Source organism: Vibrio ziniensis, from assembly GCF_011064285.1.
Taxonomy (GTDB): Bacteria; Pseudomonadota; Gammaproteobacteria; order Enterobacterales; family Vibrionaceae; genus Vibrio; species Vibrio ziniensis.
Map to the genome: position 1 here is coordinate 506770 of NZ_CP049331.1, position 13951 is coordinate 520720.

11 protein-coding genes are annotated in these 13951 nt (G+C 43.9%); 7 read left to right on the forward strand and 4 right to left on the reverse strand.

Annotated elements, in window-relative coordinates; genetic code table 11:
• Positions 1 to 8: 8 nt before the first annotated feature.
• The 3 genes from pilB to nadC form a co-directional block, all read right to left on the reverse strand.
• Complete coding sequence (gene pilB, locus G5S32_RS02370) at positions 9 to 1697, reverse strand: type IV-A pilus assembly ATPase PilB (protein ID WP_165310306.1); 1689 nt, start codon at positions 1695 to 1697, stop codon at positions 9 to 11.
• A complete protein-coding gene (locus G5S32_RS02375; protein WP_165310307.1) occupies positions 1694 to 2137 on the reverse strand; it encodes a pilin in 444 nt (147 codons plus the stop codon). The genes pilB and G5S32_RS02375 overlap by 4 nt, the downstream gene beginning before the upstream one ends.
• 228 nt (positions 2138 to 2365) lie before the next feature.
• Positions 2366 to 3253 (reverse strand): carboxylating nicotinate-nucleotide diphosphorylase, encoded by an 888-nt coding sequence (nadC, locus tag G5S32_RS02380; protein WP_165310308.1) that lies wholly within the window; start codon positions 3251 to 3253, stop codon positions 2366 to 2368.
• A gap of 134 nt (positions 3254 to 3387) precedes the next feature.
• Between nadC and ampD the strand changes: the two genes are divergently transcribed.
• Positions 3388 to 3930: a 1,6-anhydro-N-acetylmuramyl-L-alanine amidase AmpD gene (gene ampD / locus G5S32_RS02385; protein ID WP_165310309.1), complete on the forward strand. Its 543-nt coding sequence runs from the start codon at positions 3388 to 3390 to the stop codon at positions 3928 to 3930.
• 46 nt (positions 3931 to 3976) lie between these two features.
• On the opposite strand, the gene fldB is transcribed toward ampD, so the two are convergent.
• Positions 3977 to 4495 carry a flavodoxin FldB gene (fldB, locus tag G5S32_RS02390; RefSeq protein WP_165310310.1) on the reverse strand — a complete coding sequence of 173 codons (519 nt, stop codon included), beginning with the start codon at positions 4493 to 4495 and terminating at the stop codon, positions 3977 to 3979.
• A gap of 180 nt (positions 4496 to 4675) precedes the next feature.
• Between fldB and xerD the strand changes: the two genes are divergently transcribed.
• From xerD to aceF, 6 genes are all read left to right on the forward strand, one after another.
• Positions 4676 to 5584: a site-specific tyrosine recombinase XerD gene (xerD, locus tag G5S32_RS02395; protein ID WP_165310311.1), complete on the forward strand. Its 909-nt coding sequence runs from the start codon at positions 4676 to 4678 to the stop codon at positions 5582 to 5584.
• Positions 5585 to 5595: 11 nt separating this feature from the next.
• Positions 5596 to 6351 (forward strand): bifunctional protein-disulfide isomerase/oxidoreductase DsbC, encoded by a 756-nt coding sequence (gene dsbC, locus G5S32_RS02400; protein ID WP_165310312.1) that lies wholly within the window; start codon positions 5596 to 5598, stop codon positions 6349 to 6351.
• Between the two features lie 63 nt (positions 6352 to 6414).
• Positions 6415 to 8154, forward strand: a complete 1740-nt coding sequence (gene recJ / locus G5S32_RS02405; RefSeq protein ID WP_165310313.1) for a single-stranded-DNA-specific exonuclease RecJ — start codon at positions 6415 to 6417, stop codon at positions 8152 to 8154.
• 396 nt (positions 8155 to 8550) lie between these two features.
• Positions 8551 to 9321, forward strand: coding sequence for a pyruvate dehydrogenase complex transcriptional repressor PdhR (gene pdhR / locus G5S32_RS02410; protein WP_165310314.1), 771 nt, complete (start codon positions 8551 to 8553; stop codon positions 9319 to 9321).
• Positions 9322 to 9373: 52 nt separating this feature from the next.
• Positions 9374 to 12034 carry a pyruvate dehydrogenase (acetyl-transferring), homodimeric type gene (gene aceE / locus G5S32_RS02415; RefSeq protein WP_165310315.1) on the forward strand — a complete coding sequence of 887 codons (2661 nt, stop codon included), beginning with the start codon at positions 9374 to 9376 and terminating at the stop codon, positions 12032 to 12034.
• Between the two features lie 19 nt (positions 12035 to 12053).
• Positions 12054 to 13949: a pyruvate dehydrogenase complex dihydrolipoyllysine-residue acetyltransferase gene (gene aceF, locus G5S32_RS02420; RefSeq protein ID WP_165310316.1), complete on the forward strand. Its 1896-nt coding sequence runs from the start codon at positions 12054 to 12056 to the stop codon at positions 13947 to 13949.
• Positions 13950 to 13951 lie beyond the last annotated feature (2 nt).

The window sequence follows — 13951 nt, forward strand, 5'->3', positions numbered from 1 at the left end:
TCAACTATTTAGAAATACAGAACACGCTGTAACTCAGTAAAACTCGTGATCCCTTGTGCTAACTTTTCAATCCCTGCTTCACGTAGCGTTATCATGCCATTGGCTTTTGCTATTGCCTCTATTTGTGAGGCATTGGCGTGGCTCAATACAGCCTCAGCAAGTTCAGAATTAAATGACATGACTTCGTAAATGCCGATTCTACCCGAATAGCCAGCGGTACATTCGTTGCATCCTAAGCGGTTCGCTTGGTAAATGACTTTGCTCTCTGGCAATTTAAACTGAGTTTGAAGACTAACTGGTGGGTTTATCATGATTTTGCAAAATGGGCACAATCTACGAGCTAAACGTTGTGCAATTATCAGGCTTAATGAGGTGGCTAGGTTTACCGGGTTAACTCCCATATTGGCTAAACGAATCACTGTCTCTGCTGCTGAGTTTGTGTGAAGAGTTGATAGTACAAGATGCCCTGTTTGAGCTGCTTTAATTGCAATTTCGGCAGTTTCTAAATCTCTAATTTCGCCAACCATCACGACATCTGGATCTTGTCGTAAGAAAGAGCGCAGAGCATCAGAAAAACCAAAACCAATCTTAGGCTGAACTTGAACCTGATTAATACCAGAGAGGTTTATTTCAACCGGATCTTCTGCGGTTGATATATTTATTTCAGAAGTATTGATCATTTGTAGACCAGCATACAGTGATACGGTTTTACCGCTTCCTGTAGGCCCTGTCATTAGAATCATGCCTTGTGGTTTTTTTAGCGCATCTAAGTATTGCTGCTTTTGTAACGAGTTATAGCCTAGCTTATCAATGTCGAGGTTGCTCGCACTGCTATCAAGCAGGCGTAACACGATTTTTTCTCCCCATAATGTTGGTAGTGATGACACTCTGATATCAACAGCAGTACTCTGATTTAAGTGAAGCTTAATTCTTCCGTCTTGAGGTAACCGACGTTCGGCAATATCGAGTTTAGCCAGTACTTTTATTCGAGCCGCCAATCTTCTACCTAGATGGTTAGCTGGTCTATGTGTTTCGACTAAAATACCGTCACAGCGAAGTCGTATGCGGTAAAGGTTTTCGTAGGGTTCAAAGTGAATGTCAGATGCGCCTTTTCGAACTGCATCAAGTAATACCTGATTGATAAATCGACTAACTGGTGACTCATCCTGACTGAGATCTTCAATGGACTGTAGTTCATCGTCGGAGAGCTGAACCAGATTGGCTAGTTCATCTTGGCTTATTTCTTTTGCCTGTTCATATTTGTTGCTAAGAGATTTGCCATAAAGCCGACGAATGGCTGCTTGTAATGATTTATGATCAGCCAAAACAAGGTCAATATTTAAGCCAGTATTAAAACGAAACTCTTGTTCCACATTTGGATATGTTGGGTCTGATACAGCAATGGTTAATTGATTTTTATCTAATTTTATTGGTATTGCATTAAATTGAACAATTAACTCTCTCAATCCCAAGCGTTGGCAAAGGTCAGAATGATCATTGTCGTTTAACTGAGCGATAGGCAGACCAAGTTGTTTGCTCAAATAATCCGTAAGATCCGCTGACTGAATAATACCTAGTTGAATCAATGTTTCCGGAACACTATCTCCAGACACTTTGATGTGATTAACCACTGCAACTTCTTGATCTGAATGGAGTAAGCCAGCTTGGCGCAATAAAGCAATTAGATTGGTTATCATTGTTGGCTTATCTGCTGGGATTGTTGACTTTCACAGCCTTTCAGCTTCTGTTCTGTGTTATGAGTACATCTCCAACCAGTAGAGGACCGAGTAAAGGTAATTGTTTTGTTTTTAAGATAAGCATCAGAATTGATAACAAAGCGGATATCGCCATTTTCTCTATTAATATTTTCTAAGTGAAGTTCACCCATATCACGGATCTGTTCCGGGCTAGCTATGGTGCTTAATTGAGAGGGAAAACTACCGGTTTCTAATATCTCCAAATCAATGTTGGTTTGCAAAGACCTCAGCAAGCTCATCACGGCGTTAGCTTCGGCTTTTAAAAGGTAATTTTTGTATACGGGAACGGCTATAGAGCTAAGTATGCCAATGATACTGACCACTATCATCAGCTCAATCAGAGTAAAACCTTGTAGACATTTAGGTCGCTTTGAATCCATCACCTTTCTCCAATCGGTGGGTACTCTAAATGGAGATTATGCTTTACGTGAAATATTGAAAATAACAGGTGTGTAGCTACGCGAGTGATTAAATTGTTTTTCTGTGTGGCTTTCACATAGCGAACAAAAGTTTTCGTATGGCTTCACATTCGTTGGGAGATATCTATTGAGAAGGTACTGAAAAACCCGCCGAAGCGGGTTTGAAGAATAAAACGAGTGTTACGATGCTTATTTAAAACGCATAGAAAGATCCATCGCTTTCACATGTTTAGTTAATGCACCTACAGAGATGTAGTCGACGCCAGTCTCCGCATATTCTCGCAGGGTTTCTAAGGTTACGTTACCTGAATTTTCTAACGCAGCGCGACCAGCATTAATTGCAACGGCTTCACGCATCATGTCCATGGTGAAGTTATCGAGCATGATGATATCAGCGCCAGCTTCAATTGCTTCACGTAGTTCTGCTAGGCTCTCAGTTTCCACTTCAACTGGTTTACCGGGATTGAGCTCTTTCGCGGTTTTGATAGTTTGAGTAATACCACCATTGGCGATGATGTGGTTTTCTTTAATTAGGTAAGCATCAAACACACCGATACGGTGGTTAAATCCGCCACCACAGGCAACTGCGTATTTCAGAGCACTGCGTAATCCTGGAATGGTTTTTCGGGTGTCGAGCAAACGACAATCTGTGCCTTCTAGTACTTTTGCATATTCAGCAGTTGTTGTCGCACAACCTGAAAGCGTCTGAATAAAGTTCATCGCGTTGCGCTCACCTGTAAGCAGAATTCGAGCGGGGCCTGAAAGCGTACAAAGCGTTTGGTTTGGTTCTACTTTGTCACCATCTTCCACATTCCAATCGATTTTGACTTCACCGCCGAGTTGCTTGAAAACTTCATTTGCCCATTCTTTACCACAGAAAACACCGTGTTCTCGTGTAATGATGGTTGCTGTACCTTGCACATCCGCGGGGATAAGGTTTGCAGTAAGATCAGCCGCAGGATCTAGCGTTCCACCTAAATCTTCCTTAAGGGTCGCTTCAACGGTGCGAGCAATTTCCAATGGTAGTTGCTGTTTTAGGTAATCAAGACGCTCTTGGCTATTGTGAGTATTTTTCATCGCAAATCTTATTCCGGATTAACAGAGGCCACGAATGATACGCTGACTCGAATTTAAATTCAGCCCTTAATCTCGCATTTCGTCGTGAGACAGTTAAAATCAGAAACTCTGAACGAATAAACAAAGGTTTCTTTATGATTGATAACCAAGGTTGGTATCACAATGCGCGTAAAGTGCCGTCACCGTATTTTGACGAGCGAAGCGATGTTAAAGATATCTCTTTGCTGGTGGTGCATAACATTAGCCTGCCTCCGGGGGAATTTGGTGGAAATTATATTGAGCAGTTTTTTACCGGTAAACTGAATCCAGATGAGCATCCGTTTTTTAAAGTGATTCATAGAATGGGCGTATCTGCGCACTGTTTGATTCGGCGTGATGGTGAAGTGGTGCAGTTTGTACCGTTTACAGCCAGAGCTTGGCACGCAGGGGTGTCTTCTTTTGCTGGTAGAGAACGTTGCAATGATTATTCGATAGGTGTTGAGCTGGAAGGTTCGGATTTTGTTGCTTATACCGAGGCTCAATATCAGTCATTGGCCAAACTCAGCCAAGATTTAATGACCGTTTATCCGCAAATTACAGTGTCAAGAATTACGGGACACCAATATATTGCTCCGATGCGTAAAACCGACCCCGGTCTGGTCTTCGACTGGCAGAAATATCGGGGGTTGTTAGAATAAACTTTTACTCCTCCCCCTCATCTGAGGGGGAGAACTGCACAGCTGTTCAAAGTGACTCTTGGAACTCAATCAACACTTGTTCTACCCAAGTAGCAATGCGCTCATCGCTGAGTTCGTATTGAGAGTCTTCATCTAACGCTAAGCCAACAAAGTGAGAACCATCCTCCGTCAGAGCTTTAGATGCTTCAAACGTATAACCTTCATTAGGCCAGTAACCGATAATGTTAGCTCCCGTCTTCTTGATCTCGTCGTGGAGCAGCCCCATCGCATCCAGATACCATTCGCCATAGCCTTCTTGATCGCCTAAGCCGAACAATGCGACGGACTTGCCGTTTAGCGGTACGCCATCTATTTGATCCCATAATTCGTTCCAGTCCTCTTGGATCTCTCCAAAGTCCCACGTCGAGATGCCTAATATTAGCAGATCATAGTCACTCATTGAGCTGAGTGGCGTTTCTTTTACATTATGAATGTCGAGTAGATCATCACCAATAATAGCGCGCATTTTCTCGGCAGCCATTTCGGTATAACAGGTAGTTGAGCCGTAAAATAGACCAATTTTCATAGGTTATTGCGTTCTTTGTTGCTCTGGAATGGTGGATTCTAAACATAAAATGACGAAGAGTGCAGCGAATATCCTGAGCGAACCCGATTTTTATGGTATATCCATGCGATATCTCGTAGCCTAAATGGTAAATTGCCATATCGTGGTCATCTTGCATAACAATAAGAAAAAGAGGAAAACGTGTCAGAATTATTTTTGCCTGACCAAGGAATAATGGAGCAGTTCTTAGATACTCTTTGGCTAGAAAGAGGTTTGTCTGAAAATACGGTAGTTTCATATCGTAATGATTTAACAAAACTTTTAGGCTGGATGAATAAGAACAACTACCACCTGAACTACATCAGCTTATCTGGTCTGCAAGAATACCAAACATGGTTAATTGACCAAGATTACAAGCAGACATCGCGTGCACGAATGCTTTCTGCAATACGCCGTTTGTTTCAATATCTGCATCGTGAAAAAGTGCGGAGTGATGATCCAACAGCTTTAATGGTCAGCCCGAAATTACCCAAACGTTTGCCGAAAGATTTAACGGAAGAGCAGGTCGAAGATCTGCTTAATGCTCAGGATTTGAACGATCCTGTAGAGTTGCGTGATAAAGCGATGCTTGAACTTCTATATGCAACTGGGTTGCGTGTGACGGAATTGGTGTCTTTGACTACAGAGAATATCAGCTTGCGCCAAGGAGTTGTGCGCGTCATCGGTAAAGGTGGCAAGGAGCGATTAGTTCCTATGGGAGAAAACGCGATTGAATGGATTGAAACTTTTTTCCATCAAGGTCGGTCTGAACTATTGGGACAGCAAACATCGGATGTGGTTTTCCCAAGTAAACGAGCACAGCAAATGACCAGACAAACCTTCTGGCACAGAATTAAACATTATGCAGTGATTGCTGGCATTGACGTCGAGAAACTTTCTCCGCATGTTTTACGTCATGCTTTTGCGACCCATTTGTTAAACCATGGAGCAGATTTGCGTGTGGTACAGATGCTTTTGGGGCATAGTGACTTATCAACCACCCAAATTTATACTCATGTTGCCACTGAGCGACTTAAACAAATACATAATGAGCACCATCCGAGGGCTTAAAGGTGATTTTAATGAGCGTATTCCGCCGATTGACTCTACTTCTTGTACCGTTTTTAGCTTTAGCCAGTTTTTCAGCTAGTTCTTCTGCTGCAACTGATATCGACAAAGATGTTTTCATAAACAAATTTGAGAAGCTGGGTATGCCTGTGATTGATGTCGTGCCTTCGTCGATTGATGGATTGGTTGAAGTGAAAACCGAAGGCGGTGTGTTATTTGCCTCTCCTGATGCACAATACCTGATAGCAGGTACTTTATATGAGCTGTCTGAAGATGGTTCGTATGTGGATGTGATGGCCAAGCGTCAAGCGCCAATCAATGCTGAGAAAATCGCACAATTCAGAGACAGCATGATTGAGTATAAAGCAGAAAACGAAAAATATGCCGTGACAGTCTTTACTGATATCACATGTGGCTACTGTGTTCGATTACATCAAGAAATGAAAGAATACAATAAGCGAGGCATTACTGTTCGTTATCTGGCCTTTCCTCGTCAGGGAGCTAGCGGTCAAGTGGCGGACAGTATGGCACAAATCTGGTGCTCTGAAGATCCGGCTGCAGCGATGCATAACGCAAAAGTGACTCGCACTATGGCTGAAGTGGCTAAAGGTAAAAATTTAGCGCAATGCAAACAAACCATTACAGACCATTATCAACTTGGTCGTCAACTGGGTATCAGTGGTACACCAGCAATTTTCTTACCGTCAGGCGATATGGTCGGTGGATATCTTCCACCAGCACAACTTGAACAACGCCTTCAGCAGCAGTAATTGATGAACGTACAGACTTGGGGAACCTCAAGTCTGTACATAGATGCATGACAGAAAACAGCTATGATCGAAATTCAACGCAGACCAGAACCTGATTTATCTCTTCTTCCCGATTCTATTCCACCAATTTTAAAACGTGTGTATATAAACCGTGGTGTCACCGATTTAGAGCAGTTGAACAAAGCAGCTAAAGCACTGCATTCCTACCAAAAACTGCATGGTATAGAACAGGCGGTTGAACTGCTATTTCAAGCTATTCATGAGCAAAAGCGCATTATTATCGTCGGTGATTTTGATGCAGATGGAGCAACCAGTTCTGCGCTCTCGGTGTTGGCTCTACGTATGCTTGGCAGCCGTAATGTAGATTATCTGGTACCAAACCGTTTTGAAGATGGGTATGGATTAAGTCCTGAAGTGGTTGATCAGGCGATAAGCTTAGGCGCTGAGATGATCATGACGGTGGATAACGGCGTCTCCTCGATTGAAGGGGTACGCTATGCAAAGCAGAAAGGCTTGCAGGTATTGGTAACAGACCACCATTTGCCTGGAAATGAGCTGCCAGAAGTGGATGCGATGGTAAACCCCAACCTTGAGCAATGCGCCTTTCCATCAAAATCATTGGCTGGCGTAGGTGTCGCTTTTTATCTGATGATGGCGCTTTGTGTTCACATGCGTAAAGTGGGTTATTTCACCGAGCAAGACATGCAAGAGCCTAAATTGATGGAACTGATCGATTTGGTTGCATTGGGTACTGTTGCTGACGTGGTCGCGTTGGATGAAAACAACCGTATTCTTGTGCACCAAGGTTTGCAGAGAATTCGCGCTGGTTTAGCCAGACCGGGGATTCAGGCATTAATTGAAGTCGCTAAGCGTGATGCGAGCAAATTGGTGGCATCTGACTTTGGTTTTGCTCTTGGACCTCGTATTAATGCTGCCGGTCGTTTGGATGATATGTCTTTTGGTGTAGAGCTTCTGTTGTGTAACAACATTCATGCCGCTCGTCGTATGGCGAGTGAATTAGATGGTTTAAACCAAACGCGCAAAGATATCGAAGAAGGGATGAAGCAAGAGGCGATGGCTTTTTGTGAGCGTCTAGAGTTTGGCAAAGATAGTGAGCTGCCGTATGGCTTAGTGCTGTTCCAGAGAGATTGGCACCAAGGTGTTATCGGTATTCTCGCTTCCCGTGTTAAAGAACAATATCACCGTCCTGTGATCGCTTTTGCCGATGGTGGTGATGGTCTGATTAAAGGCTCTTGTCGCTCTGTTGCCGGGCTGCACATGCGTGATGCGCTGGATAAAATTGATACTCAAAATCCTGGCATTATTAAGAAATTTGGTGGTCATGCGATGGCTGCTGGTTTGACGATCGCTGAGAAAGACTATGAGCGTTTTTGTAAACTGTTTGACGAAGTGGTTCGTCAGGATCTTGATGACGCCATGCTAAAAGGTGTAATTCTGACCGATGGTGAACTCAAACCTGAAGAATTTTCTATGCATACCGCTGAAACATTACGAGCTGGTGGCCCATGGGGGCAAGCATTTCCAGAGCCGATTTTTGATGGCGAGTTTAAAGTGTTGCATCAAAAATTGGTGGGTGAAAAACATCTTAAATTAATGTTGGAGCCACTCCACAAAGGTCACCCAACCAACATCATGATCGATGGTATTGCCTTCAATGTTGATTTGCGTCGTTGGCCTGATGCTTCAGTGAAAACAATACGATTAGCGTACAAGTTGGACATCAATGAGTTCCGTGGAAATCAGACTTTGCAACTAATGATTGATCATCTAGATGCAAAATAAATTAATTATAAAAAAAGAAACAATGTTTTAATATTTTGATAAAGAAAAAATTGAAACGCATAATTGAGAGAAAGGGCGGCTTTATCTAAGCCGCTTTTTGTTTGGTAAATATTTGTGATTCACATCCAGAAAATGACCTGAAGTATTCATGAAATCTATAAATAACAGGCTTAACTCATAATTTACTCTCTGTATAAATAATGTAATTGGTCTTACCATTGTTATTGCTATATTGACCTCTTCTTGTTAAAGAACTGTTTATACAAGATGCCTTTTATGATTTAGGTCAATATTTAGCTAGACATTCGCGTTGGAGATATGTTAATTTCTTCGTCAATTTGAAATTGGTATTACCAATTACCAACGAAAGCATAAAGAGTAGAAGAATAATAAATTATGGCTTATCAAAGGATTCGTCAGCCGAAACTCTCCGATGTCATTGAACAAGAGTTGGAACGTCTGATTATTGAAGGAACTCTGTCCCCTGGACAGCAGCTGCCACCAGAACGCGAATTAGCAAAACAGTTTGATGTTTCTCGTCCCTCTGTTCGTGAAGCCATTCAACGTTTAGAAGCTAAACGCCTACTTAACCGTCGACAAGGCGGTGGTACGTTCGTCAGTGAGCACATTTGGAAAAGTTTCTCCGATCCTCTGCTAAATTTATTGTCAAATCATTCAGAAACTCAGCTGGACTTACTTGAAGCTCGCCATGCATTAGAAGGTATTTCAGCTTACTTTGCGGCTTTACGTGGTACAGCAGAAGATTTTGCTCGCATTCAATCAAGTATATTGAAAATTAGCGAAGCCCAAGAAAAGCATGATTTTGAAGCAGAAGCTTCTACAGTAATGGAATTTCTAATCGCCATCACTGAAGCCACTCACAACGTAGTGATTCTGCATATTGTTCGAAGTCTTGCACCTTTGCTAGAGCAAAACATTTTACAGAATTTTAAATTACTCCGTCACCGCCCAGAAGCGGTTGAGAAAGTAAACAAGCACCGAGCTAACATCGTGGATGCGATTGTTTCTGGTAAGCCTGATATGGCGCGCGAGATGTCACATTCTCATTTAGCTTATATTGAAGAAACATTGTTGGAACTGACCAGAGAACAGTCTCGTCGTGAGCGTTCTTTACGTCGTATCCAACAGGGTAATGAGCCGCAATAAGCGGTTTATTGCGATTATAAATAGAATCCAACCAATAGAAGGATAGATCGCCATGTCCGACATGAAGCATGACGTAGACGCACTGGAAACTCAGGAGTGGTTAGCTGCACTTGAGTCAGTTGTACGTGAAGAAGGTGTAGAGCGCGCGCAATTCATTCTAGAAGAAGTGCTAGAAAAAGCTCGTTTAGATGGTGTTGATATGCCTACAGGCATCACAACGAATTACATCAACACGATCCCAGCAGCACAAGAGCCAGCATATCCGGGCGACACAACGCTAGAGCGACGTATACGCTCTATCATCCGTTGGAACGCAATCATGATCGTTCTACGTGCATCTAAGAAAGATTTAGAACTAGGCGGCCACATGGCGTCTTTCCAATCTTCGGCTGCATTCTACGAAACTTGTTTCAACCATTTCTTCCGTGCTGCGAACGACAAAGATGGCGGCGACTTGGTGTACTACCAAGGTCACATCTCTCCAGGGATCTACGCACGTGCATTCGTAGAAGGTCGTCTAACTGCTGAGCAACTAGACAACTTCCGTCAAGAAGTAGACGGCAAAGGTATTCCTTCATACCCACACCCTAAATTGATGCCTGAGTTCTGGCAATTCCCGACTGTATCTATGGGTCTTGGTCCAATCTCTGCTATCTACCAAGCTCGTTTCCTTAAGTACCTAGACGGCCGTGGTTTAAAAGACACCACTGAGCAACGTGTATATGCGTTCCTAGGTGACGGTGAGATGGATGAGCCAGAATCACGCGGTGCTATCTCTTTCGCTGCTCGTGAAAAACTCGACAACCTATGTTTCCTAATCAACTGTAACCTACAGCGTCTAGATGGCCCTGTTATGGGTAACGGTAAGATCATTCAAGAACTTGAAGGTCTATTCAAAGGTGCTGGTTGGAACGTAGTGAAAGTTATCTGGGGCAACAACTGGGATTCTCTACTAGCAAAAGACACTAGCGGTAAGCTTCTTCAACTAATGAACGAAACTATCGATGGTGACTACCAAACATTTAAATCTAAAGATGGCGCATACGTACGTGAGCACTTCTTTGGTAAGTACCCAGAAACTGCAGCACTTGTTGCAGACATGACTGACGACGAAGTATTTGCACTGAAACGTGGTGGTCACGATTCTTCTAAACTGTACGCAGCATTCAAGAATGCACAAGACACCAAAGGTCGCCCAACTGTAATCCTAGCGAAAACAGTAAAAGGCTACGGCATGGGTGAAGCGGCAGAAGGTAAGAACATCGCGCACCAAGTTAAGAAGATGGATATGACTCACGTTCTACACCTACGTGATCGTCTAGGTCTTCAAGACATCCTAACTGACGAAGCAGTGAAAGCTCTTCCATACTTAACTCTGGAAGAAGGTTCGAAAGAATACGAATACTTACACGCTCGTCGTAAAGCTCTGAAAGGTTACACGCCTAAGCGTTTACCTAAATTCACTAAAGAGCTAGTGATTCCAGCTGTTGAAGAGTTCCAACCTTTGCTTGATGAGCAGAAGCGTGAAATCTCTACCACTATGGCGTTCGTGCGTACTCTAAACGTATTGCTTAAAGATAAGAACATTGGTGAAAATATCGTTCCTATCATTGCTGACGAAGCTCGTACATTTGGTATGGAAGGTCTGTTCCGTCAAATCGGTATCTACAACCCACATGGTCAGAACTACACTCCTCAAGACCGTGACATCGTTTCTTACTACAAAGAAGCAACGTCAGGTCAGGTACTACAAGAAGGTATCAATGAGCTAGGTGCTATGTCTTCATGGGTTGCAGCGGCAACTTCATACAGCACAAACGATCTGCCAATGATCCCGTTCTACATCTACTACTCTATGTTCGGTTTCCAACGTGTTGGCGACATGGCATGGATGGCAGGTGACCAACAAGCTCGTGGTTTCCTACTAGGCGCAACAGCTGGTCGTACAACGTTAAACGGTGAAGGTCTACAACACGAAGACGGTCACTCACACATCATGGCTGGTACTGTACCGAACTGTATCTCTTACGACCCAACATTCGCTTACGAAGTTGCGGTAATCATGCAAGACGGTATCCGTCGTATGTATGGTGATCAAGAGAACGTGTTCTACTACCTAACTCTGATGAACGAAAACTACGCAATGCCAGCAATGCCAGTAGGCGCTGAAGAAGGCATCCGTAAGGGTATTTACAAGCTAGAAACTTACGCGGGTAATAAAGCGAAAGTTCAGCTATTGAGCTCTGGTACTATCATGAACGAAGTACGCAAAGCTGCTCAAATCCTGAGTGATGACTACGGTATTGCTTCTGACGTTTACTCTGTAACGTCATTCAACGAAGTGACTCGTGATGGTCAAGCTTGTGAGCGTTACAACATGCTTCACCCAGAAGCAGAAGCTCAAGTACCTTACATCCAAACGGTAATGGGTACTGAGCCTGCAATCGCTGCGACTGACTACATGAAGAACTACGCTGAGCAAGTACGCGCGTTTATCCCAGCTCAATCATACAAAGTATTGGGTACTGATGGCTTTGGTCGTTCTGACAGCCGTGAGAACCTACGTCGTCACTTCGAAGTGAACGCAGGTTACGTTGTGGTTGCAGCGCTAAGCGAACTAGCGAAACGTGGTGATGTTGAGAAATCTGTGGTTGTTGAAGCAATCAAGAAATTCAACATTGACACTGAAAAAACAAACCCGCTATACGCTTAATTGAAGGTAGGAAAGAATAATGGCAATCGAAATTAATGTACCTGACATCGGTGCGGATGAGGTTGAAGTTACTGAGATTCTTGTCAGCGTTGGCGACAAGGTTGAAGAAGAGCAGTCTCTAATTACTGTAGAAGGCGACAAGGCTTCTATGGAAGTACCAGCCTCTCAAGCGGGTATCGTAAAAGAAATCAAAGTTGTTGCTGGCGATAAAGTAACAACAGGTTCACTTATCATGCTTTTCTTAGAACAAGAAGGCGAAGAAGCAGGCGCAACTGCGTCTGCTCCAGCGGCACAGGCAGCTCCAGTAGCGGCACCTGCAGCAGCAAGTGAACTGAAAGAAGTTTGTGTACCGGATATCGGTGGCGACGAAGTTGAAGTCACTGAAATCCTAGTTGCTGTTGGCGATTCAATCGCTGAAGAGCAATCTCTACTGACAGTAGAAGGTGACAAAGCTTCAATGGAAGTACCAGCGCCATTCGCAGGTACACTAAAAGAAATCAAAGTTGCAGCAGGCGATAAAGTATCAACTGGCTCACTAGTGATGATCTTTGAAGTAGCAGGTTCAGGCGCAGCAGCACCTGCACCAGTTGCAGCAGCTCCGGCGGCGGCTCCAGCAGTGGTATCTGGCGTTAAAGAAGTTAACGTTCCTGATATCGGCGGTGACGAAGTTGAAGTGACTGAAATCATGGTTGCCGTTGGCGATACAGTATCTGAAGAGCAATCTCTGATTACTGTAGAGGGCGACAAAGCATCTATGGAAGTACCTGCGCCTTTCGCTGGTACTGTTAAAGAAATCAAAGTAGCGGCTGGTGACAAAGTTTCTACTGGTTCTCTAATCATGGTGTTCGAAGTTGCTGGCGCAGCGCCAGTTGCAGCAGCGGCACCGGCTCAAGCAGCAGCTCCAGCAGCGGTAGCCCCTAAAGCTGAAGCGGCGAAACCTGCAGCAGCTCCAGCAGCGACTGAGTTTGAAGAGAACAACGTTTACGCACACGCTTCACCTGTGGTTCGTCGTTTAGCACGCGAATTTGGTGTAAACCTGGCGAAAGTGAAAGGCTCAGGCCGTAAGAACCGTATCCAAAAAGAAGACGTACAGAACTACGTGAAAGAGGCGCTTAAGCGTCTTGAATCTGGTGCGGTAGCAGCGGCTTCTGGTAAAGGTGACGGTGCAGCACTTGGTCTACTTCCTTGGCCGAAAGTTGATTTCAGCAAGTTTGGTGACACTGAAGTTCAGCCTTTATCTCGTATTAAGAAGATTTCTGGTGCAAACCTACACCGTAACTGGGTAATGATCCCTCACGTTACACAGTGGGATAACGCAGATATCACTGAGCTAGAAAACTTCCGTAAAGAGCAAAATGCAATTGAAGCGAAGAAAGACACTGGCATGAAGATCACTCCACTTGTGTTCATCATGAAAGCTGTGGCGAAAGCGCTTGAAGAGTTCCCTGCATTTAACTCATCTCTTTCTGAAGACGGCGAAAGCTTGATTCTGAAGAAATACGTGAACGTAGGTATCGCGGTTGATACACCAAACGGTCTAGTTGTTCCAGTATTCAAAGACGTGAACAAGAAAGGCATTTACGAACTTTCTGACGAACTAGCAGTAGTGTCTAAGAAAGCTCGTGCAGGCAAACTGACTGCAGCGGACATGCAAGGTGGCTGTTTCACTATCTCTAGCCTAGGTGGCATTGGTGGTACTGCATTTACGCCAATCGTGAACGCGCCAGAAGTAGGTATCCTTGGTGTATCTAAGTCTGAAATGAAGCCAGTTTGGAACGGTAAAGAGTTCGAAGCTCGTCTACAACTTCCACTATCTCTATCATACGACCACCGTGTGATCGATGGTGCTGAAGGTGCACGCTTCATCACTTACTTGAATAACTGCCTAAGCGACATCCGTCGTCTAGTATTGTAATT